Origin of the sequence: Pseudomonas poae, from assembly GCA_028869255.1 — a bacterium.
Lineage (GTDB): Bacteria > Pseudomonadota > Gammaproteobacteria > Pseudomonadales > Pseudomonadaceae > Aquipseudomonas > Aquipseudomonas poae_C.
Genome location: CP110972.1, coordinates 488,494 through 512,072 on the forward strand (window position 1 = coordinate 488,494; position 23,579 = coordinate 512,072).

Annotated in this window: 20 protein-coding genes, 4 tRNA genes, 2 pseudogenes and 1 riboswitch; of the genes and pseudogenes, 18 read left to right on the forward strand and 8 right to left on the reverse strand. The window is 59.6% G+C overall.

Annotation, left to right across the window (positions count from 1 at the left end; genetic code table 11):
- The first annotated feature begins 99 nt into the window (after positions 1 to 99).
- The 6 genes and pseudogenes from aruF (at position 100) to astE (ending at position 6,548) form a co-directional block, all read left to right on the forward strand.
- Positions 100 to 1,120 (forward strand): annotated as a pseudogene (gene aruF, locus LRS56_02315) (arginine/ornithine succinyltransferase subunit alpha).
- Between the two features lie 52 nt (positions 1,121 to 1,172).
- Positions 1,173 to 2,198: an arginine N-succinyltransferase gene (gene astA, locus LRS56_02320; protein WDU63423.1), complete on the forward strand. Its 1,026-nt coding sequence runs from the start codon at positions 1,173 to 1,175 to the stop codon at positions 2,196 to 2,198.
- Complete coding sequence (astD, locus tag LRS56_02325; GenBank protein ID WDU65682.1) at positions 2,195 to 3,664, forward strand: succinylglutamate-semialdehyde dehydrogenase; 1,470 nt, start codon at positions 2,195 to 2,197, stop codon at positions 3,662 to 3,664. Before astA ends, astD begins: the two co-directional genes overlap by 4 nt.
- Before the next feature lie 194 nt (positions 3,665 to 3,858).
- Positions 3,859 to 5,205: an N-succinylarginine dihydrolase gene (gene astB / locus LRS56_02330; GenBank protein WDU63424.1), complete on the forward strand. Its 1,347-nt coding sequence runs from the start codon at positions 3,859 to 3,861 to the stop codon at positions 5,203 to 5,205.
- Positions 5,206 to 5,241: 36 nt separating this feature from the next.
- Positions 5,242 to 5,532, forward strand: a complete 291-nt coding sequence (locus LRS56_02335) for a topoisomerase II (protein ID WDU63425.1) — start codon at positions 5,242 to 5,244, stop codon at positions 5,530 to 5,532.
- Positions 5,533 to 5,543: 11 nt separating this feature from the next.
- The gene (gene astE / locus LRS56_02340; protein WDU63426.1) at positions 5,544 to 6,548 is read left to right on the forward strand and encodes a succinylglutamate desuccinylase; all 1,005 of its coding nucleotides are present in this window, start codon (positions 5,544 to 5,546) and stop codon (positions 6,546 to 6,548) included.
- 149 nt (positions 6,549 to 6,697) lie between these two features.
- On the opposite strand, the gene LRS56_02345 is transcribed toward astE, so the two are convergent.
- A complete protein-coding gene (locus LRS56_02345; GenBank protein ID WDU63427.1) occupies positions 6,698 to 7,207 on the reverse strand; it encodes a 6,7-dimethyl-8-ribityllumazine synthase in 510 nt (169 codons plus the stop codon).
- Between the two features lie 96 nt (positions 7,208 to 7,303).
- Positions 7,304 to 7,473: riboswitch (FMN riboswitch) on the reverse strand.
- Between the two features lie 191 nt (positions 7,474 to 7,664).
- On the opposite strand from LRS56_02345, the gene ltaE reads away from it, so the two are divergent.
- The 8 genes from ltaE (at position 7,665) to mgtE (ending at position 15,405) form a co-directional block, all read left to right on the forward strand.
- Entirely contained in the window at positions 7,665 to 8,669 is a 1,005-nt protein-coding gene (gene ltaE, locus LRS56_02350; protein ID WDU63428.1) for a low-specificity L-threonine aldolase, read from the forward strand.
- A 145-nt stretch (positions 8,670 to 8,814) separates the two neighbouring features.
- Complete coding sequence (gene alaS, locus LRS56_02355) at positions 8,815 to 11,433, forward strand: alanine--tRNA ligase (GenBank protein WDU63429.1); 2,619 nt, start codon at positions 8,815 to 8,817, stop codon at positions 11,431 to 11,433.
- 97 nt (positions 11,434 to 11,530) lie between these two features.
- Positions 11,531 to 12,772, forward strand: a complete 1,242-nt coding sequence (locus LRS56_02360) for an aspartate kinase (GenBank protein WDU63430.1) — start codon at positions 11,531 to 11,533, stop codon at positions 12,770 to 12,772.
- Positions 12,773 to 12,947: 175 nt separating this feature from the next.
- Positions 12,948 to 13,136 (forward strand): carbon storage regulator CsrA, encoded by a 189-nt coding sequence (gene csrA / locus LRS56_02365; protein WDU63431.1) that lies wholly within the window; start codon positions 12,948 to 12,950, stop codon positions 13,134 to 13,136.
- Between the two features lie 62 nt (positions 13,137 to 13,198).
- Positions 13,199 to 13,289 (forward strand) — tRNA-Ser (locus LRS56_02370).
- A gap of 108 nt (positions 13,290 to 13,397) precedes the next feature.
- Positions 13,398 to 13,474, forward strand: a tRNA-Arg gene (locus tag LRS56_02375).
- Between the two features lie 72 nt (positions 13,475 to 13,546).
- Positions 13,547 to 13,623: transfer RNA gene (locus LRS56_02380), tRNA-Arg, on the forward strand.
- 339 nt (positions 13,624 to 13,962) lie between these two features.
- Complete coding sequence (mgtE, locus tag LRS56_02385; GenBank protein ID WDU63432.1) at positions 13,963 to 15,405, forward strand: magnesium transporter; 1,443 nt, start codon at positions 13,963 to 13,965, stop codon at positions 15,403 to 15,405.
- Positions 15,406 to 15,519: 114 nt separating this feature from the next.
- Here the strand turns inward: mgtE and LRS56_02390 are convergent, their stop codons facing one another.
- The 3 genes from LRS56_02390 to LRS56_02400 all read right to left on the reverse strand — a co-directional run bounded on the left by LRS56_02390 (position 15,520) and on the right by LRS56_02400 (position 16,654).
- Positions 15,520 to 15,846: an Arc family DNA-binding protein gene (locus LRS56_02390; protein WDU63433.1), complete on the reverse strand. Its 327-nt coding sequence runs from the start codon at positions 15,844 to 15,846 to the stop codon at positions 15,520 to 15,522.
- A gap of 389 nt (positions 15,847 to 16,235) precedes the next feature.
- Entirely contained in the window at positions 16,236 to 16,415 is a 180-nt protein-coding gene (locus LRS56_02395; GenBank protein ID WDU63434.1) for a hypothetical protein, read from the reverse strand.
- 11 nt (positions 16,416 to 16,426) lie between these two features.
- Positions 16,427 to 16,654, reverse strand: a complete 228-nt coding sequence (locus tag LRS56_02400) for a hypothetical protein (GenBank protein ID WDU63435.1) — start codon at positions 16,652 to 16,654, stop codon at positions 16,427 to 16,429.
- Between the two features lie 326 nt (positions 16,655 to 16,980).
- Here LRS56_02400 and LRS56_02405 point away from each other — a divergent pair.
- Both LRS56_02405 and LRS56_02410 read left to right on the forward strand, forming a co-directional pair.
- A tRNA-Arg gene (locus LRS56_02405) sits at positions 16,981 to 17,057 on the forward strand.
- Positions 17,058 to 17,332: 275 nt separating this feature from the next.
- On the forward strand, positions 17,333 to 18,712 hold the full coding sequence (locus tag LRS56_02410; protein ID WDU63436.1) for an MFS transporter: 1,380 nt from the start codon (positions 17,333 to 17,335) through the stop codon (positions 18,710 to 18,712).
- A gap of 60 nt (positions 18,713 to 18,772) precedes the next feature.
- On the opposite strand, the gene LRS56_02415 is transcribed toward LRS56_02410, so the two are convergent.
- The 4 genes from LRS56_02415 to flgA all read right to left on the reverse strand — a co-directional run bounded on the left by LRS56_02415 (position 18,773) and on the right by flgA (position 21,367).
- Positions 18,773 to 19,522 (reverse strand): flagellar brake protein, encoded by a 750-nt coding sequence (locus LRS56_02415; protein WDU63437.1) that lies wholly within the window; start codon positions 19,520 to 19,522, stop codon positions 18,773 to 18,775.
- 96 nt (positions 19,523 to 19,618) lie between these two features.
- On the reverse strand, positions 19,619 to 20,089 hold the full coding sequence (locus tag LRS56_02420; GenBank protein ID WDU63438.1) for a flagellar protein FlgN: 471 nt from the start codon (positions 20,087 to 20,089) through the stop codon (positions 19,619 to 19,621).
- A 48-nt stretch (positions 20,090 to 20,137) separates the two neighbouring features.
- Positions 20,138 to 20,461: a flagellar biosynthesis anti-sigma factor FlgM gene (gene flgM / locus LRS56_02425; protein ID WDU63439.1), complete on the reverse strand. Its 324-nt coding sequence runs from the start codon at positions 20,459 to 20,461 to the stop codon at positions 20,138 to 20,140.
- A 141-nt stretch (positions 20,462 to 20,602) separates the two neighbouring features.
- A complete protein-coding gene (gene flgA / locus LRS56_02430) occupies positions 20,603 to 21,367 on the reverse strand; it encodes a flagellar basal body P-ring formation chaperone FlgA (GenBank protein ID WDU63440.1) in 765 nt (254 codons plus the stop codon).
- A 91-nt stretch (positions 21,368 to 21,458) separates the two neighbouring features.
- Between flgA and LRS56_02435 the strand changes: the two genes are divergently transcribed.
- Both LRS56_02435 and cheR read left to right on the forward strand, forming a co-directional pair.
- Positions 21,459 to 22,391 carry a chemotaxis protein CheV gene (locus LRS56_02435; GenBank protein WDU63441.1) on the forward strand — a complete coding sequence of 311 codons (933 nt, stop codon included), beginning with the start codon at positions 21,459 to 21,461 and terminating at the stop codon, positions 22,389 to 22,391.
- 42 nt (positions 22,392 to 22,433) lie between these two features.
- Positions 22,434 to 23,261 (forward strand): annotated as a pseudogene (gene cheR / locus LRS56_02440) (protein-glutamate O-methyltransferase CheR).
- Positions 23,262 to 23,579: the final 318 nt, after the last annotated feature.

Genomic DNA, 23,579 nt, shown 5'->3' on the forward strand with positions numbered 1-23,579 from the left:
CTCCCACATGGATCTACTGCACATTGAGAGGTGTGTGAGCCCAGATCCTGTGTCCGGCATTTTTCCCTCTGTGAGTTTTTCGAGTTAAGGAGTGACACCATGCTGGTGATGCGCCCCGCGCAAATGGCTGATCTGGGCGAGGTACAGCGTCTGGCTGCGGACAGCCCGATTGGTGTCACCTCCTTGCCGGATGATGTGGAACGCCTGAGCGACAAGATCGCCGCCAGCGAAGCGTCCTTCGCGGCCGAGGTCAGTTTCAACGGTGAAGAAAGCTATTTCTTCGTGCTCGAAGACACCGAGACCGGCAAGCTCGCCGGCTGTTCGGCCATCGTCGCCTCGGCCGGTTACTCGGAGCCGTTCTACAGCTTCCGTAACGAAACCTTCGTGCACGCCTCCCGCGAGCTGAAGATCCACAACAAGATCCACGTGCTTTCCCAGTGTCACGACCTCACCGGCAACAGCCTGCTCACCAGCTTCTACGTGGTGCCCGAGCTGGTCGGTTCGCCGTGGTCGGAACTCAACTCCCGTGGCCGCCTGCTGTTCGTCGCCAGCCACCCTGAGCGCTTTGCCGACTCGGTGGTGACCGAGATTGTCGGCTACAGCGACGAGAACGGTGATTCGCCGTTCTGGGACGCCATTGGTCGCAACTTCTTCGACCTCAATTACGCCGCCGCCGAGCGCCTGTGCGGGCTGAAAAGCCGCACCTTCCTCGCCGAGCTGATGCCGCATTACCCGATCTACGTGCCGCTGTTGCCGGACGAAGCCCAGGAAGCCATGGGCCAGGTGCACCCGCGGGCTCAAATTACCTTCGACATCCTGATGCGTGAAGGCTTCGAGACCGACCATTACATCGACATCTTCGACGGCGGCCCGACGCTGCACGCCCGGGTGTCGGGCATTCGCTCGATTGCCCAAAGCCGCGTGGTGCCGGTGAAGATCGGCGAGATGGTCAAGGGGGCTGGCCGCCAGTACCTTAGTCAGCAACGCGCAGTTGCAGGATTACCGTGCGGTAATGCTGGAACTGGACTACGCGCCCGGTAAACCGGTGACCCTGGACCTGGCGGCGGCCGAAGCCCTGGGCGTCGGCGAAGGCGCCAGCGTGCGTTTGGTTGCGGTTTAGAGAACAGAGTTTCGCGGGTGGCCTGAGCAGGCGGCCCGTCTGAGGAGATAGCATGATCGTTCGTCCCGTACGCAGCAGCGATTTACCGGCCCTGATTGATCTGGCGCGCAGCACCGGCACCGGCCTTACTACCTTGCCGGCCAATGAAGAGCGCCTGACCCATCGCGTGGGCTGGGCCGAAAAAACCTTTCGCGGCGACGCCGGGCGCGGGGATGCTGACTACCTGTTCGTGCTCGAAAACGACGAAGGCCGCGTGGTGGGCATTTCCGCGATCGCCGGTGCCGTCGGCCTGCGTGAGCCCTGGTACAACTTCCGGGTCGGCCTGACGGTCAGCGCTTCCCAGGAGCTGAATATCTACCGCGAGATTCCGACGCTGTTCCTGGCCAACGACCTCACCGGTAATTCCGAGTTGTGCTCGCTGTTCCTGCACGCCGATTATCGCACCGGCCTGAACGGCCGCATGCTGGCCAAGGCGCGCCTGCTGTTTATCGCTGAATTCCCGCAGCTGTTCGGCAACAAGATCATTGCCGAGATGCGCGGCGTGTCCAACGACGCCGGGCGCTCGCCGTTCTGGGAAAGCCTGGGCCGGCATTTCTTCAAGATGGAATTCAGCCAGGCCGATTACCTCACCGGCGTGGGCAACAAGGCGTTTATCGCCGAGCTGATGCCCAAGTTTCCGCTGTACAGCTGCTTCCTCTCCGAGGATGCGCGCAATGTAATCGGCAAGGTTCACCCCGATACCGAGCCGGCGCTGAGCATGCTCAAGAGCGAAGGGTTCAGCTACCAGGGCTATGTCGATATTTTCGACGCGGGGCCGGCGGTGGAGTGTGAGACCACCAAGATCCGTGCCGTGCGCGACAGCCAGTCGCTGGTGCTCGCCATCGGCACGCCGGGGGACGACGCCACGCCGTTCCTGATCCATAACCGCAAGCGCGAAGATTGCCGCATCACTGCCGCGCCGGCCCGTCTGGCGGCAGGCACGTTGGTGGTTGATCCGCAAACCGCCAAGCGCCTGCAACTGGTGGTGGGTGATCAAGTGCGTGCTGTTGCGTTGTCTGCTGCTCGGGAGTCCAAATAATGAATTCGCTGTATATCGCAGGTAGCTGGCTGGCTGGCCAGGGTGAACTGTTTGAATCGCGCAACCCGGTGACCCAGCAGGTGCTGTGGGCCGGCAATGGCGCCACGGCCGAGCAGGTCGAGTCCGCCGTGCAGGCTGCGCGCCAGGCGTTCCCGGCCTGGGCCCGACGCCCGCTGGAAGAACGCATCGGCGTGCTGGAAACCTTCGCCGCCACCCTGAAAAACCGCGCCGATGAAATCGCCCGCTGCATTGGTGAGGAAACCGGTAAGCCACTGTGGGAATCGGCCACCGAAGTCACCAGCATGGCCAACAAGATCGCGATCTCGGTACAAAGTTACCGTGAGCGTACCGGCGAGAAGAGCGGCCCATTGGGCGACGCCTCCGCTGTGTTGCGCCACAAGCCCCACGGCGTGGTGGCGGTGTTTGGCCCTTACAACTTCCCCGGTCACTTGCCGAACGGGCATATCGTCCCGGCCTTGCTGGCGGGTAATACCGTGCTGTTCAAACCGAGCGAGCTGACCCCGAAAGTCGCCGAGCTGACCGTGCAATGCTGGATCGAAGCCGGTTTGCCGGCGGGCGTGCTGAACCTGCTGCAAGGCGCCCGCGAAACCGGGATCGCCCTGGCGGCCAACCCGGGCATCGACGGTTTGTTCTTCACCGGCTCCAGCCGCACCGGCAACCACCTGCACCAGCAATTCTCTGGGCGCCCGGACAAGATCCTGGCTCTGGAGATGGGCGGCAACAACCCGCTGGTGGTCGACGAAGTGGCCGATGTGGATGCGGCGGTGTACACCATTATTCAGTCCGCCTTCATTTCGGCCGGCCAGCGCTGCACCTGTGCGCGTCGTTTGCTGGTGCCGCAAGGCGCGTGGGGCGATGCATTGCTGGCGCGTCTGGTGGCGGTGAGTGCGACGATTGCAGTCGGCGCGTTCGACCAGCAGCCGGCGCCGTTCATGGGCTCGGTGATTTCCCTCGGTGCGGCGAAAGCCCTGATGCAGGCCCAGGAGCTGATGTTGGCCAATGGCGCCGTGGCGCTGCTGGAAATGACCCAGCCACAGGCCCAGGCCGCTTTGCTGACCCCGGGCATCATCGACGTGACCGGTGTGACCGAACGCGAGGATGAAGAGCTGTTTGGCCCGCTGTTGCAGGTGATCCGCTACGCTGATTTTGCCGGGGCGATTGCCGAGGCCAACAACACCCAGTACGGCCTGGCCGCGGGTTTGTTGTCGGATTCCGAAGCGCGCTACCAGCAGTTCTGGCTGGAAAGCCGCGCCGGGATCGTCAACTGGAACAAACAACTGACCGGCGCTGCCAGCACCGCGCCCTTTGGTGGGGTAGGGGCGTCGGGCAACCACCGCGCCAGTGCGTATTACGCGGCGGATTATTGCGCGTACCCGGTGGCGTCGCTGGAAACGCCAAGCCTTGTGGTTCCAGCCACACTGACGCCAGGTATTACGCTGATCTAAATGTGGGGAGCGGGACCCTGTGGGAGCGGGCTTGCTCGCGAAGGCGGTGGTTCAGTCGTCAGATGTATTGACTGACACACTGCCTTCGCGAGCAAGCCCGCTCCCACACAAGCCAGCTCCCACACTTGATTGGGTTTACAGCTATAGATCTGCACCAGATGCCTATAAAAACAGATGTTCGTGGAGCCTCGCCGATGAAATCCTATGAAGTCAATTTTGACGGTCTAGTGGGGCCGACCCATAACTACGGCGGTTTGTCCTACGGCAACGTCGCGTCCCAGAGCAACAGCCAGCAGTCTTCCAACCCCAAGGAAGCGGCGTTGCAGGGCCTGCAGAAAATGAAAGCCCTGATGGACATGGGCTTTGTGCAAGGCGTGCTGGCGCCGCAGGAGCGCCCGGACGTGGCCGCCTTGCGCAACCTCGGCTTCAGCGGCACCGATGCCCAAGTCATTCAGCAGGCGGCCAAGCAGGCCATGCCGTTGCTGGTCGCCAGCTGCTCGGCCTCCAGCATGTGGGTGGCCAACGCCGCCACCGTCAGCCCAAGCGCCGACACCGCGGATGGCCGCGTGCATTTCACTGCCGCCAACCTCAATTGCAAATACCACCGCAGCATCGAGCACCCGACCACCAGCCGCGTGCTGGGCGCGATGTTCGCCGATGGCAAGCACTTTGCCCACCACGCCGCGTTGCCGGCTGTGGCGCAGTTCGGTGACGAAGGCGCGGCCAACCACACACGCTTCTGCCGTGACTACGGCGAGGCGGGCGTCGAGTTTTTCGTGTTCGGCCGCAGCGCATTCGACACCCGTTACCCGGCCCCGCAGAAATACCCGGCGCGCCAGACCCTCGAAGCGTCCCAGGCCGTTGCGCGTCTGCACGGCCTGCGAGATGACGGCGTGGTCTACGCCCAGCAGAACCCAGCCGTGATCGATGCTGGTGTGTTCCACAACGACGTGATCGCGGTGGGCAATGGCGAAGTACTGTTCTATCACGAGGATGCGTTCCTCAATACCGAGCAGATGCTGGGTGAGCTGCAAGGCAAGTTGGGCAAGCTGGGTGGCAACTTCCAGTCGGTGTGCGTGCCCCGCGCTCAGGTGAGTGTCGAGGATGCGGTGCGTTCCTACCTGTTTAACAGCCAGTTGCTGACCCGCGCCGACGGCTCGATGCTGCTGATCGTGCCGGAAGAATGCCGCGCCAACGAACGTGTGTGGCACTACCTGCAAAACCTGACCGCGTCCGGTGGGTTGATTCGCGAGGTAAAAGTCTTTGACCTCAAGCAAAGCATGCAAAATGGCGGTGGCCCGGCGTGCCTGCGCTTGCGCGTGGCGTTGAACCACACCGAGCTGGCGGCGGTGAACCCAGGCGTTATCATGACCGCGCCGTTGTACGACACGCTGACCCAATGGGTCGACAAGCACTACCGCGACAGCCTGCGTGAAACCGACCTGGCTGACCCGCAATTGTTGCTGGAGTGCCGGACGGCATTGGATGAATTGACGCAAATCCTTAAACTGGGCTCGGTTTATCCTTTCCAGATCAATTAACGCACCCCTTTTACGCCCCATGGCTGAGAGCATTTTATGACCACCGACACCCTGAAACTGATTCTTGAAGACACCGACGGCACCCAGCTGGAAACTTCCTGCACCCGCGTCGCCGTGGTCTGGCAGGGCAAGGAAATCTGGATCCAGCACGACGGCCGTGGCCAACTGCTGATCGGCGTGGACGTGGAAGAAGGCGACGCCGAGTACGCCAACCTGCTGATGCGCCCATTGGCTACCAATCTGATGAGCCTGCAACTGGAAATGGAACCGGCCGACGTTGAAGGTGACGACGACGATCACGTCCACGGCCCTGGCTGCAACCACTAAGGAAGCTGCTTATGCTCGCCCTCGGCAAACTGCTTGAACTGACCCTCGCCGGTCGTGAACCGGCGCAAAAAATTCAACTGACTGTCGACGGCGTGCAGATGCGCTGGCTCAGCGAGGGCGCACTTGAAGTGCGCCCGCCGCAGGCGTTGGACAACGGCAGCGACTTGCTGCTGTCGTCCGGCATCCATGGCAACGAAACCGCGCCGATCGAACTGCTCGACCGCCTGTTGCATGGTATCGCCCGTGGGGAGATCAAACCCCGCACCCGTATTCTGTTCCTGTTCGGCAACCCCGAGGCCATGCGCCGCGGCGAGCGTTACCTCGAACTGGACGTCAACCGGCTGTTCAACGGCCGGCATGAAAAAAACATCGGCCCCGAAGCCATGCGCGCCGCCGAGCTTGAGCAACTGGCGCGCAGCTTCTTCAGTCAACCCGGCCGTTCGCGCCTGCATTACGACCTGCACACCGCGATTCGCGGCTCAAAGATCGAGCAGTTCGCCTTGTACCCGTGGAAGGAAGGTCGCCAGCATTCACGCCACGAATTGGCGCGCCTCAACGCTGCCGGCATGCAAGCGGTGCTGCTGCAGAACAAGACCTCGATCACCTTCACCGCGTTTACCTACGAGCAGCTTGAGGCCGAAGCCTTCACCCTGGAATTGGGCAAGGCACGGCCGTTCGGGCAGAACCAGGGCGTAGACGTGTCGCGCCTGGAAACGCGCCTCAAGCAAATCATCGAAGGCAACGAGCCGGTGACTGAGAGCCTGGAGGGCCTGCAACTGTTTGCCGTGTCCCGTGAAGTCATCAAGCACAGCGATGCGTTCCTGATGCACCTGCCGGCGGACGTGGAAAACTTTTCGCCCTTGGCGCAGGGTTATCTGCTGGCCGAAGACGTGGCCAAGACCCGCTGGGTGATCGAGGAGGAGGGCGCCCGCATCATCTTCCCCAACCCGAAGGTGAAGAATGGCTTGCGCGCAGGGATATTGATTGTGCCAACCACGGATGCCGGCCTGGCCTGAATTCCGAGATTGCCTCGGTCAAAATGTGGGAGCGGGCTTGCTCGCGAAAGCGGTGTGACAGTCAATAGATGTACTGACTGATCCACCGCTTTCGCGAGCAAGCCCGCTCCCACACAAGCCAGCTCCCACATTTTGTTTTGCGATGTTGCTTAGACGGCTACAGCACGCGGCTCGCTGCGACGGATCGCCCGCACCTTGTGCAGGGTGTCGGCGCAGGTGCGTGCAGCTTCCTGGCCCTTGTGCACGAAGTGTTCGTAGAAGAAGGTGTGGTGTTCGCTGCCGGCGTGGAAGTGGTGCGGGGTCAGGGACACCGAGAACACTGGCACTTCGGTTTCCAGCTGCACCTGCATCAGGCCGCTGACCACCGACTGGGCGACGAATTCATGGCGGTAGATGCCGCCGTCCACGACCAACGCGGCAGCGACGATACCGGCGTAACGGCCGGTCTTGGCCAGCAGCTTGGCGTGCAGGGGCATTTCAAAGGCGCCGCCGACTTCGAAGAAATCGATGTCCGATTCCTGGTAGCCCTGGGCGATCATCTCGGCGAGGAAGCCTTTGCGCGATTGGTCGACAATATCCTTGTGCCAGCAGGCCTGGATAAATGCGACGCGCTCGCCGTGGTGGTTTTTGCTTTTGCTGTCGATTGCGGTGGGTTGCATGTTCTGACTCCTGTTTAAGAAAAAAACAGGGCGTTATGAATCGAATGGGATTTAAGGGTACGCAAGCACACTGGGTGCGCGGCCCTTAGGTGCCAATCCCGTTCTCTCTTCATCCGGACTATGACCGTCGGCCCCGGGATCACACCGGGTCTGCTGACCTTGTCGCCGTCCCGCGTGAGCAGTTCGAGGCGCCAAGCGCTCGCGGGCTATGCACATTGCGTGCAATTACCGCCGGTGGGGAATTGCACCCCGCCCTGAGAACGTTGCCGCCAGAACCCTGGCGGCGGAGAGTTTTTAACATGGTTTTTCAAAAACTGCACGATCGCCGTATCGATAACCTATATCGGTTTGTTTGGTTGGTATTCGATTGATGCAACGTGGGGCTTGATATTGCGCGGCGTTGCCCGCAGTAATCATCTTCATAAGAAACTCAATGCACCCCTTCGAGGTTTGTTTGATGTCTGTGATCGACCTGCGCAGCGACACCGTGACCCAACCCACGCCCGGCATGCTCGACGCGATGGCCACTGCCGTCAGCGGCGATGACGTCTACGGTGAAGACCCCACCGTCAACCGCCTGGAGGCCGAGCTGGCCAAGCGGCTGGGGTTTGCCGCGGCGTTGTTCGTGCCCACCGGCACCATGAGCAACCTGCTGGCATTGATGGCTCACTGTGAGCGCGGCGAGGAATACATCGTCGGCCAGCAAGCCCACACCTACAAATACGAGGGCGGTGGCGCGGCGGTGCTGGGCTCGATCCAGCCGCAGCCATTGGACGTGCAGGCGGACGGCTCGCTGGACCTTGGCCAGGTGCTGGAAGCGATCAAACCGGATGATTTCCACTTCGCCCGCACCCGGCTATTGGCGCTGGAAAACACCATGCAGGGCAAGGTGCTGCCCCTGGACTACCTGGCGAAGGCGCGGGCGTTTACCCGTGAACATGGCCTGGCCCTGCATCTGGATGGTGCGCGGCTGTATAACGCGGCGGTCAAGCTTGGGGTGGATGCGCGGGAGATCGCCCGTCACTTCGACTCGGTGTCGGTGTGCCTGTCCAAAGGGCTCGGCGCGCCGATCGGCTCGGTGCTGTGCGGGTCCACGGCGTTAATCGCCAAGGCGCGCCGTTTGCGCAAGATGGTTGGCGGCGGCATGCGTCAAGCCGGCTCCTTGGCGGCGGCGGGGCTGTATGCCCTGGATCATCAGGTAGCGCGCCTGGCCGATGACCACGCCAATGCCCAATGGCTGGGCGATGCGCTGCGCCAGGCCGGTTATGAGGTGGAGCCGGTGCAGACCAATATGGTCTACGTGCAGATCGGCGACCGGGCGCAGGCCTTGAAGGCGTTTGCCGCCGAGCGCGGGATCAAGCTGAGCGTCGCGCCGCGTCTGCGCATGGTCACGCATCTGGATGTGAGCCGGGCGCAGATCGAGCAGGTGGTGCAGACATTCGTCGAATTCTCGCAAAAATGACGGTGCAGACCGTCTAATTGAACCTCTCTATCGCATAAACACGCTGTACCACCGGCAAAGGGCCGATATAATGCGGCCCTTTGCCGTCGCTCCGTCTGATGATGTTGCGCACTGGCCTTTGGCCGCAGCCTCCGTGGAAGAACCTATGAAAAGCGCAGAAATCCGTGAAGCCTTCCTTCGCTTCTTCGAAGAGCAAGGTCACACCCGTGTCGCCTCCAGCTCCTTGATCCCAGGCAATGACCCAACCCTGCTGTTCACTAACGCGGGGATGAACCAGTTCAAGGACTGCTTCCTGGGCCAGGAAAAGCGCGCGTATACCCGCGCCACCAGCAGCCAGAAGTGCGTACGCGCCGGCGGCAAGAACAGTGACCTGGAAAACGTGGGTTACACCGCCCGTCACCACACGTTCTTCGAAATGTTGGGTAACTTCAGCTTCGGTGACTATTTCAAGAAAGATGCGATTACGTTTGCCTGGACCTTCCTGACCGGCGTCTTGAAGCTGCCCAAGGAAAAACTCTGGGTGACCGTCTACGCGACGGACGACGAAGCCTATGACATCTGGACCAAGGAAATCGGCGTCCCGGTCGAGCGTATGATCCGCATCGGCGACAACAAGGGGGCGCCTTACGCGTCCGACAACTTCTGGACCATGGGCGATACCGGCCCGTGTGGCCCTTGCACCGAGATCTTCTACGATCACGGCGCCGATATCTGGGGTGGCCCACCGGGCTCGCCAGAGGAAGATGGCGACCGTTACATCGAGATCTGGAACAACGTGTTCATGCAGTTCAACCGCACCGCCGATGGCGTGCTGCATCCGTTGCCAGCGCCATCGGTAGATACCGGCATGGGCCTGGAGCGGATCAGCGCGGTGATGCAGCACGTGCATTCCAACTATGAAATTGACTTGTTCATCAACCTGTTGAGCGCCTCGGCTACGGCGATTGGCTGCGCGAATGAAAGCCAGTCCTCGCTCAAGGTGGTATCGGACCACATCCGCTCCTGCGGTTTCCTGATCGCCGACGGTGTATTGCCGTCCAGCGAAGGGCGTGGCTACGTGCTGCGCCGGATCATCCGTCGCGCCTGCCGTCACGGTAACAAACTGGGCGCCACCGGCAGCTTCTTTTACAAGATCGTTGCTGCGCTGGTGGCCGAAATGGGCGAGGCGTTTCCGGAACTGGCCCAGAACCAGGCGCTCATCGAGCGCGTGCTGAAAGCCGAGGAAGAGCAGTTCGCCAAGACCCTGGAACAGGGCCTGAAAATCCTCGAACTCGACCTCGCCAACCTGCAGGGCACTGTGGTGCCGGGCGATGTCGTGTTCAGGTTGTACGACACCTATGGCTTTCCCATGGACCTTACCGCCGACATCGCCCGCGAGCGCGATTTGACGGTGGACGAGGCGGGTTTCGAGCGTGAAATGGAAGCGCAGCGCGTGCGCGCCCGTTCCGCCAGCTCCTTTGGCCTGGACTACAACAGCCTGGTCAAGGTCGACGTGCCTACCGAATTCACCGGTTACAAGGCTACCGTCGGCTCGGCCAAAATCGTTGCGCTTTATAAAGACGGCAAATCGGTCGACGTGCTGAACGAAGGCGACGAAGCCGTGGTGGTGCTGGACCAGACACCGTTCTACGCTGAGTCTGGCGGCCAGATTGGTGACTGTGGTTTCCTCAGCTCCACCTCCGGTCGTTTTGAAGTGCGCGACACCACCAAGACCGGCGGGGCATTCCTGCACCACGGTGTGCTGGTGCTGGGTAACTTGACGGTCGGTGCACCGGTCGACACCCAGGTGGATGCCGACGTGCGGCACGCAACGGCTTTGAATCACTCGGCCACTCACTTGTTGCACGCGGCATTGCGCCAGGTGTTGGGTGAGCACGTTCAGCAAAAGGGTTCGTTGGTGGACAGCCAGCGCCTGCGTTTCGACTTCAGCCACTTTGAGGCGATCAAGCCTGAGCAGATCAAGGCCCTGGAAGACATCGTCAACGCCGAGATTCGCAAGAACTCGGCGGTAGAAACCGAAGAAACCGACATCGAGACCGCCAAGGCCAAGGGCGCCATGGCGCTGTTCGGCGAGAAGTACGGCGATAACGTGCGCGTGCTGAGCATGGGCGGCGACTTCTCGGTGGAACTGTGTGGGGGGATCCACGCCAACCGCACCGGCGACATCGCCCTGCTGAAAATCATCAGCGAAGGCGGTGTGGCGTCCGGTGTGCGGCGTATCGAGGCAGTGACCGGCGCTGCGGCCCTGGCCTACCTCAATGCGGCCGAAGAACAACTCAAGGAAGCGGCCAGCCTGGTCAAGGGCAGCCGCGACAACCTGATCGACAAACTGTCGGCCGTTCTGGAGCGCAACCGTGCGCTGGAGAAGCAGCTGGAGCAGTTGCAAGCCAAGGCAGCCAGCGCTGCGGGTGATGATCTGTCGGCTTCGGCCGTAGACGTCAAGGACGTTAAAGTCCTGGCCGCACGCCTGGACGGTCAGGACGGCAAGGCGTTGTTGGCCCTGGTCGATCAGTTGAAGAACAAGCTCGGCCGCGCAGTGATCCTGCTCGGCGGTGTCCATGAGGAAAAGGTCGTGCTGGTTGCCGGTGTAACCAAGGACCTGACTGGCCAACTCAAGGCCGGTGATTTGATGAAGCAAGCCGCCGCGGCAGTGGGCGGGAAGGGCGGCGGTCGTCCGGACATGGCGCAAGGCGGTGGTATAGACGCCGGTGCCCTGGACGCGGCCCTGGCTCTGACCGTGCCATTTGTCGAGGCGGGCATTTAAGGCGCTGTTGCCGAGCCCATGGTCTAGTCATGGGCTCGCTCGGTTGCTGGAAGATTTGTTTATTGGGCGCCCCTTTACGGGCTGAGGCGGCTTAGAAATGGCTTTGATCGTACAGAAATTCGGAGGCACCTCGGTCGGTTCTGTCGAAAGAATCGAGCAGGTGGCCGACAAGGTTAAGAAATTCCGCGATGCCGGCGACGACCTGGTGGTGGTGCTGTCGGCCATGAGCGGCGAGACCAATCGCCTGATCGATCTGGCCAAGGCAATCAGTGGCGACCAGCAACCGCTGCCGCGTGAGCTGGATGTGATTGTGTCCACCGGTGAGCAGGTGACCATTGCCCTGTTGGCCATGGCGCTGAACAAGCGTGGTGTACCGGCAGTGTCCTACACTGGCAGCCAAGTGCGCATCCTGACCGACAGCGCGCATACCAAGGCGCGCATCCTGCAGATCGATGATCAGAAAATCCGCACAGATCTCAAGGCAGGTCGCGTGGTAGTTGTAGCAGGGTTCCAGGGCGTGGACGAGCAGGGCAACATCACCACCCTCGGGCGTGGCGGTTCGGACACCACCGGCGTGGCGCTGGCAGCGGCTCTCAAGGCCGATGAATGCCAGATCTACACCGATGTGGACGGCGTTTACACCACCGACCCGCGTGTGGTGTCCGTGGCCCAGCGCCTGGACAAGATCACCTTTGAAGAGATGCTGGAAATGGCCAGCCTCGGTTCCAAGGTGTTGCAGATCCGTGCGGTGGAATTCGCCGGCAAGTACAACGTTCCGCTGCGCGTATTGCACAGCTTCAAAGAGGGTCCGGGCACCCTCATTACTATTGATGAAGAGGAATCCATGGAACAGCCGATCATTTCCGGCATCGCTTTCAACCGCGATGAAGCCAAGCTGACGATCCGTGGCGTACCGGATACCCCGGGCGTGGCGTTCAAGATTCTCGGCCCTATCAGTGGCGCGAACATTGAAGTCGACATGATCGTGCAGAACGTTTCGCACGATAACACCACCGATTTCACGTTCACCGTGCACCGCAACGAGTACGATGCAGCCGAACGCATCCTGCAGAACACCGCGAGCGAGATTGGCGCCCGTGAAGTGGTGGGCGATACCAAGATCGCCAAGGTGTCGATCGTGGGTGTGGGCATGCGTTCCCATGCCGGCGTTGCCAGCCGCATGTTCGAGGCGCTGGCCAAGGAAAGCATCAACATCCAGATGATCTCCACCTCGGAAATCAAAGTCTCGGTGGTGATCGAAGAGAAGTACCTGGAACTGGCTGTACGTGCGCTGCATACCGCTTTCGAGCTGGACGCTCCGGCCCGACAGGGCGAGTGATGCAATGCTAGGAAGGCGCGGTCTAACCGCGCCTTTCATTTTTTGTGGGGTGCATGGTCTTTTACGTGCGCTCGACAATACTTAGGCCGTTAGGGCTATGGCTATCGGGTCGTAGGTCGAACGCCTTTTTTTTGCAGACTGTTGTTCCTGAACTGAAATGCGTGAGGAGAAAGGTATGCTGATTCTGACTCGTCGGTGCGCAGAAAGCCTGATTATCGGTGATGGCGAAATCACCGTGACCGTGCTCGGCGTCAAAGGCAATCAAGTACGTATCGGGGTTAACGCTCCGAAAGAGGTAGCGGTCCACCGCGAGGAAATCTACCTGCGGATCAAGAAAGAGAAGGACGAAGAACCAAGCCTTTAATTTTTATCGTTTTTTATGTTTGCAAACGGGGATGAACGTGGTTAATATACGCCCCGTGTTGCGGAGAGCTGGCCGAGTGGCCGAAGGCGCTCCCCTGCTAAGGGAGTACACCTCAAAAGGGTGTCGGGGGTTCGAATCCCCCGTTCTCCGCCATTATTTGCTTAGTACGTTGCAATCTGGTTTTTTCGGTAAGTTGTTGAAATTACTCGAAAAAATAGCTTTACATAGAGATTGAACGGCCTATAATGCGCGGCAACAAATGCACTCGTAGCTCAGCTGGATAGAGTACTCGGCTACGAACCGAGCGGTCACAGGTTCGAATCCTGTCGAGTGCACCATTTAAGAGTTAGTTGCAGCAATGCAGGTAGCTTGGCTCCAACCAGTTGTGATCTGGTCTAAAAACACACTCTGCACTCGTAGCTCAGCTGGATAGAGTACTCGGCTACGAACCGAGCGGTCACAGGTTCGAATCCTGTCGAGTGCACCATACAAACAAAAAGCCCGCTTAGTGCGGGCTTTTTGCCGTCTGGGGTTTTGTAGGGCTTCATCTTTTTCTCCTGCCTCCATGTGTTTTCCTTTCTTGCTGCGGCGTCGCAGTTCATAGATGCGGCCGATGTTTAGCTTTGGCTCGCAAGCGCTTGTTCTTTCCAGTTTTTTGACGTTAAAAGTCGGCGCACGGTGTATCATTGCGCCCGTCAGCCCCGCCGGGGCTTGTGGAATACCTCCATGGACTTACCCAGTAGTTACTCAGTACCCCGTTTTTCCAATCATGAATTGACTGATTGATCCTTCCGGCGTGCCCCGCTGCTGGGAGTGGAGTTCGCCTATGACCGAAGTAGAAGTTAAGAAAACACAAGAAAGCCTGCAGGATCGCCTGGCTCAAGTCATCGAGCTGCTGCAGCGCCAGCGTGTGGTCGAAGACCTCACGCACCGCCAGGAAGGCCCGAACAAAGACCACGTTGAAAACCTGGTCCACCGGCAGAACCTCGTCGAGTTGCAACGCAAGCTCGATGACCTGCACTCCGCCGACGTCGCCTATATTCTCGAAGCTTTGCCGCTGGATGATCGACTGACCCTCTGGCAGTTGGTCAAGGCCGACCGCGACGGCGACATCCTGCTTGAAGTATCCGACTCCGTTCGTGAAACCCTGATCGCCGACATGGATGATCACGAACTCCTGGCTGCCGCCAAGGAGATGGACGCCGACGAGCTGGCCGACCTGGCCCCTGAGCTGCCCCGTGATGTTGTCCACGAGCTGATGGAGGCCCTCGACAGCCAACAGCGTGAGCGCGTGCGCTCCGCGTTGTCCTATGACGAGGATCAGGTCGGCGCCCTGATGGACTTCGAGATGGTCACCATCCGCGAAGACGTCAGCCTGGAAGTGGTTTTGCGCTACCTGCGCCGGCTGAAAGAGCTGCCGGGGCATACCGACAAGCTGTTTGTGGTCGACTACGAAGGCATCCTCAAGGGCGTGCTGCCGATCAAGCGCCTGCTGGTAAATGATCCCGACAAAAAAGTTGCGGATTTGATGGCCAGCGATACGGTGAGTTTTCACCCGGATGAGGACGCCTACGAAGCCGCTCAGGCGTTTGAGCGTTATGACTTGATTTCTGCACCGGTGGTCGACAAGAACGGCAAGCTGATTGGCCGTTTGACCATCGACGAAATGGTCGACCTGATTCGTGAAGAGAGTGAAACTGAAGTCCTCAACATGGCGGGTTTGCGTGAAGAGGAAGATATTTTTGCATCGGTCTGGCGTTCTCTGCATAACCGCTGGGCCTGGCTGGCGGTCAATCTGATTACCGCCTTCATTGCCTCGCGCGTCATCGGGCTGTTCGAGGGCTCTATCGAGAAGCTGGTGGCCCTCGCGGCGTTGATGCCGATTGTCGCGGGCATTGGTGGTAACTCGGGTAACCAGACCATCACCATGATCGTGCGCGCCATGGCACTGGATCAGGTGAGTACTGCCAATTCTTCGCGCCTGCTGCGTAAAGAGTTGGCGGTGGGTCTGATCAACGGCCTGGTATGGGGAGGTGTGATTGGCGTCGTGGCCTACTTGCTGTATGGCAGTTGGTCGCTCGGCGTGGTGATGACCGCCGCCATGACCCTCAACCTGCTGCTGGCGGCGCTGATGGGGGTGTTGATCCCCATGACCCTGGCACGCCTGGGGCGCGACCCTGCGATGGGTGCCAGCGTGATGATCACGGCCATGACCGACAGTGGTGGTTTCTTCATCTTCCTGGGCCTGGCGACGATCTTCCTGTTGTAACCCTTCCGGCGGGAGCAAATCTGCTCCCGCCTTGCTTTCCCTTCCCGGCTTTCCCCGCCAAATCGCACGCAAAAAAAAGCCAGCACATGGCTGGCTTCGGCTTTCAGTTGTAAATCAATTGGCTTCTGCGGCCGCCTCAACGTCGTGCGCAATAAGCGAGACGAGAGCATTTTGCTGGCGGTGGGAGAGCTGACGAAAACGCTGCAGCAGTTCGCGTTCGTGCAGTGACAGCTCTGGGCTGTCCAGGCGCATGCTCAACTCGTCGCCCAGCGCACCTTCCTGAATAAGGCTCTGTTCCAGGCGCGCGATGATTTCGGAGTTCATGCTGCGGTGATGATTGCGAGCCACCTCGGCAATGCGTTCCCGCATTCCGTCTGGCAGACGTACGACGAACTTGTCAGCCGTACGGCTGGAATAAATTGCCTGTTTCAATGGGCGCATATATTTAACCGGTTAGTTCAGGGGAGCGGTTTTTGGAATTGGCCGCAAGATGAGTGTTAAGACAAGGCTCACGACTAAAGTTCAACCCTAATTGCAAAGAGGCCGCATCATGCCTCAGATTTGACATTTCCTTGGCGTCAATTCTGTGACAAATATTGAACTGCCTAAAGGCTTTATGCCAGCACTCATTTGCATTTTTGCGGACTGGTTGGAAAACTTTTCAACCAGTGGTTCCGCAACGGAACTTCCCGTAAGTCTGGGTCGCCAGGGGGTTTGAGGCCGCACATGCTATAGCAAACTGGCCTTTTGCCCTCATTTTTAAGACTAGTGGCAATTTGCCGATTAGCGAGGGTGAGGCGACATAAGGTAAGGCGGGGAGGAGGAGGGGTTCAGCGTAGAACCGGATCGAACTTGATTCTGCGGCCAACGATCAGCGTGAGCAGCAGCAGGCTCGCAAACACGCCAGTGGCAACGAATGCGGTGGTTTGCCCGTCCTGAGAGTCGGCGCTAAGGCCCAGGATGCCGGTTATCGCGGTCAGGCATAAAAACAGCCAGGCAGATTTGGTCATGAACGGCTTCCTCAGAAAACCCAGTGTTCAGATGCAGGTGCAGTCTGGGTGCCTTCGGTCAGGCGTACCGGCGATTGCGCGTTAGGCGTCATCACCGCCAGTTGCGGGCGTTGTTGCAGGTGGTGCGGTACCGCCTGGCTGATCTGTGCGGGATCGTCAGTGCCAGTCGATTGGAAATGGAACATCAGCAGTGCAGCCAGGGCTACGGTGTTGAGGGCTAACAGAAGGGCACTGTTCATGGTCATGTTCTCCGCTTAACGCCGTGGCTGAATGGGTCTTGTAGGAGAAGTATTGCAGGTCTCGTGCCAATCTATTAATTCAATAAAATCAATGAGTTGAGTCTACTTTAGATTGCGCAAAGGTTGCAATTTGCAATGCTGGCATTTTAGCGGAGTGCATTTTGCACGATGGCGCCGGGTGCCCGTATTTACTGGGCGAAACCCGGATCGTCCAGACAAGGATCGGCCTACACTCAAAAAGCCCACGGACGACATGACAAAACCAACCTCGGCCGTTAACATGCACGCCGTCCGTCGCGGTGCCTCTGGCCCGATGACTGTCATTAGTCCCAGTAGCTCAATTGGATAGAGCATCCCCCTCCTAAGGGGAAGGTTGGCCGTTCGAACCGGCCCTGGGACACCAGATTCAAAGCCCTGCACAGAATATTCTGGCGGGGCTTTTTTGTGCGCGCTCGATCTTTTCAAAGACCAGTCGAACCTTGCTGCCGATCAAGGTTCACAGCAGGTGCTGACGGGTATTTTGCGCAACGGTGTACCTTGCACGCCACCCGGCAGCGTCTGAGCTGGTAAGCAAAATAATCCCCGGAAACAGCGCCTTTCGCCTGTCCGGACCCGGCAACCCCGGACTATCATGCCGATAGCCCTGTCTCTCACTGCAAGGAGCCGCTCGGAACGCCGATGCGCCAGATCTGGAAACCTTTTCGAGCCCTTTATTTCGCCTCCTTGATGATGCTGATCGGCTCCGGCCTGCTCAGTACCTACCTGGCCCTGCGCCTGGCGGCCGATCATGTCGACAGCCTATGGGTGGGTGCGCTGATGGCGGCCAACTATTTTGGCCTGGTGCTGGGTGGCAAGATCGGGCATCGCCTGATTGGTCGTGTCGGGCACATCCGGGCTTACGCTACCTGTGCCGGGATCGTCGGTGCGGCGGTGTTGGGCCACGGCCTGATCAACTGGCTGCCAGCCTGGATCGTGCTGCGGATGATCGTGGGCCTGGGGATGATGTGCCAGTACATGGTGATCGAAAGCTGGCTCAATGAGCAGGCGGACGCGAAGCAGCGTGGCGCGGTGTTCAGTGGCTATATGATTGCCTCCTACCTGGGGTTGGTGTTGGGCCAGCTGATTCTGGTGATGCATCCCCAGCTCGGCCTTGAATTGCTGATGCTGGTGGCGCTGTGCTTTGCCCTGTGCCTGGTGCCGGTGGCCATGACGCGCCGTATTCACCCGGCGCCTCTGCACCCCGCGCCGATGGAGCCGCGCTTCTTTATCAAGCGCGTGCCGCAGTCGCTGAGTACCGTGCTGGGAGCGGGTTTGATCGTGGGTTCCTTCTACGGTCTGGCGCCGTTGTATGCCTCTCAGCAGGGGCTTACCACCGAGCAGGTGGGTCTGTTTATGGGTAGCTGCATTTTTGCCGGCCTGGTGGTGCAGTGGCCATTGGGCTGGCTGTCGGACCGCTATGATCGCGCGCTATTGATTCGTTGCTTTGCCCTCTGCCTGGCGGTGGCGGCCTTGCCGTTGGCGTTGCTGACTAAAGTGCCGCTGGAAGTGTTGTTCGTGGCGGGCTTCTTGTGTTCCCTGGTGCAGTTCTGCCTGTACCCGCTGGCGGTGGCGTTTTCCAATGACCACGTCGAAGGTGACCGTCGCGTATCGCTCACGGCCATGCTGCTGGTGACTTACGGCGTGGGTGCCAGCATCGGGCCGTTGCTGGCCGGTGTGGTGATGAAAATGTTCGGCAGTCACATGCTCTATGCGTTTTTCAGCCTGTGCGCGTTGATCCTGGTGTGGCGTATCCGGCCTAAAGCCGTGACCAACCTGCACCAGGTGGACGACGCGCCACTGCACCATGTGGCGATGCCCGACAGCATGTCCAGTTCGCCGTTGGTCGCTTGCCTTGATCCGCGGGTGGATGAGGCGGTGGTGCAGGAGCAGATGCAGACTGCCGCGCCTGAGCCCGAAGCCGAGCCCGACCCTGCGGTGGATGAGCCGGCGGACGAAGTGCCGACTGACCCACTGGATCCGGACGAACATCCCCACGATTTGAGCAGGGCGCGCCCCTGAAAGCAAAAACGGGCAGATCCCATCAGGATCTGCCCGTTTTTTTATCGCGATCTTTAAGGTTTAAAAATCGTCGTCTTTGTCAAAGCGCCGTGCTTCGCGTTGCAGCTGGTACACGAACCGCTCGACCTGGCGTTGTACCAGGCCGCTCATGTTGTGGAAGCGCACGCCGGCAAAGGTGGTGTTGATCTTCTCTTCGAAGTGCAGGTATCGCAGTTCCACCGAGGTGGTCATGCTGCCAAAGGGCAGGGCGGCGATAAAGCGGTCATAGACCTGGCCCAGTTGCAGGCGCTCGGAGATGTCCCCTTCAAAGCGCAATTTGCAGCCGGTGGCGGAAATATCCAGCAGTTTGCCGTTGACGGGGGCTTTGAGCTTCTCGCCCCCCAGCTCGATGTTGACCAGTTGGGCCAGCTTCAGGGCGGCGCGAAAAGCGTTGCGGCGCTGGTGGTAAACCACCTCATCGGGCAGGCTGCCGGTGTAGATACGGTGGCCGTCCTTTTCGCTGATGCTCAGGCTGCCGTTGCTTTCCCACGCGACGCGCACGCCATCGTGGAAGCCTTCGATGCGGAAGGGCTCGCCGTTTTCCAGGTGACGTTCGCCGTCACGCGGGATCATTTCGTCCAGGACCAGGGTGCCGCCGTCCCGGTCGACGTCCACCAGGTAGCTCTGAAAGCGCTGGCTGCGTTCGTGGAAGGTGATGATCAGCGGGTCGTGGCTTTCTTGCAGCATCCGCAGGGTGCCGGCGATTTCCAGAGGCGTGGTGAGGACCTTGGGGGGCTGCGGAGCATCTTCCGCATTAAGGGCGTTGAACACGGTTCTTCCATCTCCAGACAAAATACGACTACACGCAAAAGCAGGCATTCTGCCAGTATGTGGCGCGCCTTGGATAGGGCACGCTGTAAACCGGCATCAGGCTTGGCTGCGGGTGCTTGGCTTGACCAGGCGCGAGGTGGAACCCTGGGCGTTATAAAGCGCCGGAGGCTCTCCGCCGTGAAGTATACGCAACTGGTTGGCGGTCGTAGCTTGCTGAAGCTGGATCGACTGACCGTTGAGCAGGTTGGCTTCCTGGCACTGGGCGAGCAATTGAGTGAGTTCTTTGCTCTGGGCCAGTAGTTGATCACCGACCGAGGAGTGGCTGGCCAGCTGCGCCAGGCCATCGTGGTCTGCCGCAAGGCCCAGGCTGATAAGGATCTGGCTGCGTTTTTTGCCGTGCTGTTCCAGCAAGACAATCAATGACTGCTTGCGCGCCAGAATTTCTTCCAGCAAGGGCATGTCGCGGCCGTAGAGGGCCAAGGATTCCTCCTTGAGCAGCTCGAGCAGCTGTTGCGTCGGCGCGTGATCATCAATGATCAGTTGAAGCAATTGTTCGTCGTGATGCATGGCTGGCCTTGGGGTTTAAGCGTCCAAAAGCCCGGCGCAGGCCTTTGCCTAACGCTCGGCTTCGAAATTAAGCAGCTTGCTGGCTACACGGTTGCTGTCGACTTTGTAGCTGCCATCGGCGATTGCCTGTTTCAATTCGGCCACACGGGCTTTATTGACGACGGGTTGATCGCGCAGCGAGTCAGTGACCTTCTGCAACTGTTGAGCCTCATTGCTCAGGTGTACGGATTCCCCGCTCTGGCTGGCGCTCGCCTGTTCTGCCTTGACGGGCAGTGGCTGGGCCTTGGCTTCTACGCTGTCCTTGGCACCGGTGGTGCGCGTGGAGCCCGTCGTGGCCGGGGTGTTATTTAAACGACTGAAATCGATGACCATGATAAAAAAACCTCTGGGTATTTGGACGCTTGCCATGTTTTCGGCCATACCCGGACAAACTTTAGGCTCGAATGACAATAGACTGCACAGGCCGGCACCCAACCGACAGTGTAGGAAAAGCTGGCGTCCGACACCAGTGGTCTATAAAGCTACCTCCACTTGTCCAGGGGCGGTTACCCGCGCCTTGATCACTCGGTTGGAGTTGAGGTTCTTGACCCGGATCTGCTCGCTCATGCCGCCGTTGGACAGCGCTTCGCCCGGCATCTTCACCTGCAGCCCACCGCTGCTGGCGGAAATCACCACCTGATCACCCTTGCGAATCACTTCCGCCTGCTCCAGATGCACCAGGGTGATGACCTGATCGGTGACCACTGGTCGGGTTAATTTCTGCCCGATGGCTTGGTCGATGGACGTCAGGTAGCCCTGGTTGATCATGCTGATATCGCGTTCGCGTAGCACCACGTCCTCGAAACCGATGATGCCGGTGCGCTTCAGCGGGCGCGCAACCACCACCACATCCCGAAACAGTTTGACCTGGGCCGGGACGAACACGGTCCAGGGCGAGGCGCCTTCACAGCGGACCTTGACCGTCACGCGGCCGATCGGCTGGGCGGGGCTTTCCAGGGAGGCTGTCAATTCCTTGTCGCACATCGGCATGCGCAGGCGCGGGTCCAGTTGGTTGACCTGGATTTCATAACGCCCCGGCGTCTGGGTGGTGGCCAGATAATCTTCTACAGTGAACTCAAGAAAGCCTTGAGTGACGCCGATAAGTAGATCAGGCAAGGTGACGTTGTCTGCGCGGGCCGTGGCGTTCAGGCTTAAAGCAAGCAATGCCACCCAGGCGCAGAGCAATCTGCGGTACTGTGGGAATCCAAGGCGTCGGGAAACTGTCGTTTTAATATCCATAGCCAACCAAATAGCAAAGCTCGTGCCGTTTAGTGTTAGGGGCGCGCTGCCCTGCAGGTATAGCCAAAGGTTTTAGCGTAGGAGTAAAGGCATGGCAGGTGTAATGGATTCAGTAAACCAGCGTACACAGCTGGTAGGGCAGAATCGCCTGGAGTTGTTGCTTTTTCGCCTGGATGGCAAGCAGCTGTATGGCATCAACGTGTTCAAAGTGCGGGAAGTGCTGCAATGCCCCAAGCTGACGATCATGCCCAAATCCAGTCCGGTGGTGTGTGGTGTCGCCAATATCCGCGGCGCGACCATTCCGATTCTCGACCTGGCGCTGGCCACCGGTTCGGCGGCCCTGCAGGACCGTGAGAGCCCGTTTGTGATCATTACCGAGTACAACACCAAGACCCAGGGGTTCCTGGTGCGCTCGGTGGAGCGCATCGTCAACATGAACTGGGAAGAGATCCATCCACCGCCCAAGGGCACCGGCCGCGATCACTACCTTACGGCCGTGACGCGAGTGGATAACCAGTTGGTGGAAATCATCGACGTAGAGAAGATCCTCGCCGAAGTGGCGCCCACCTCGGAATCGATTTCCGTGGGTGTGGTGGACGCCGAAACGGCACACAAGGCGATCTCGCTGCGGGTGCTGACGGTGGATGACTCCTCGGTGGCGCGCAAGCAGGTGACCCGTTGCCTGCAAACGGTCGGCGTGGAAGTGGTGGCCCTCAATGATGGTCGCCAGGCGCTGGATTACCTGCGCAAGCTGGTGGATGAAGGCAAGAAGCCGGAAGAAGAATTCTTGATGATGATCTCCGACATCGAGATGCCGGAAATGGACGGTTACACCCTCACGGCCGAGATACGCAACGACCCACGCATGCAAAAATTGCATATCATCCTGCATACTTCATTGTCGGGCGTATTCAATCAGGCGATGGTCAAGAAGGTCGGTGCTGATGACTTCCTGGCTAAATTCCGTCCTGATGACCTGGCAAACCGGGTAGTCGACCGGATCAAGGCAGCAGATCACGGCTAGGGGGTTTTCCCTGGCGGTCACACGATTTAAGAGGCGGTATCATTGTCTACGGGTAATTTGGATTTCGAACAGTTCCGGGTCTTCCTGGAGAAAGCCTGTGGCATATTGCTCGGTGAAAACAAGCAGTACCTGAGTATCCAGCCGTCTCAACAAACTGATGGAACAGCAGGGCATCAAATCACTGGGCGAGCTGGTTCAGCGTATCCAGGGCCAGCCGCGCAGCGGGCTCAAGGAAATGGTGGTCGATGCCATGACCACCAACGAAACCCTGTGGTTTCGCGACACCTACCCTTTGAAGTGCTCAAGAGCAAGGTGTTGCCGGAGGCGATCAAGGCCAGCCCGGGCCAGCGCCTGCGCATCTGGTCGGCTGCCTGCTCCTCGGGGCAGGAACCGTATTCGATTTCGATGTCCATCGATGAGTTCGAGCGGACGAACATGGGCCAGCTCAAGGCCGGTGCACAAATTGTTGCCACCGACCTGTCCGGCACCATGCTTACCAATTGCAAGACCGGCGAGTACGACAGCCTGGCCCTGGGCCGTGGTTTGTCCCAGGAGCGCCTGCAACGGTATTTCGACCCGAAAGGGGCGGGGCGCTGGGCGATCAAGGCGCCGATCAAGAGCCGCGTGGAGTTCCGCTCGTTCAACCTGCTCGACAGCTACGCCAGCCTGGGCAAGTTCGACATGGTGTTCTGCCGCAACGTGCTGATTTACTTCTCGGCCGAGGTGAAGAAAGACATCCTGTTGCGCATCCACGGCACCCTCAAGCGTGGCGGTTATCTGTTCCTCGGTGCGTCCGAGGCACTCAACGGCCTGCCGGATCACTACCAGATGGTGCAGTGCAGCCCTGGGATCATTTACCAGGCGAAATAAAGCGCCCTCGGTCAAAAATGTGGAAGCTGGCTTGTGTGGGAGCTGGCTTGCCTGCGATAGCATCACCTCTGTGTAACTGAAAAACCGAGTTGATGCTATCGCAGGCAAGCCAGCTCCCACATTTGTATGTGCGGCAAACTTCAAGAAAGCGGCAACCCCCCATTGCCGCTTTACTGGCGCCACGCGGAAGCCGCTTGCCGCTTTTCTGGCATTGCCGCCGGCAATCACCGCGCAAACCCTTGAAATACGGGCCTCCAGTGAATTGGCATGCGCCTTGCTATGACCTTGTTACGAAAAGCAGGTCAGCCTAAAGGTTTC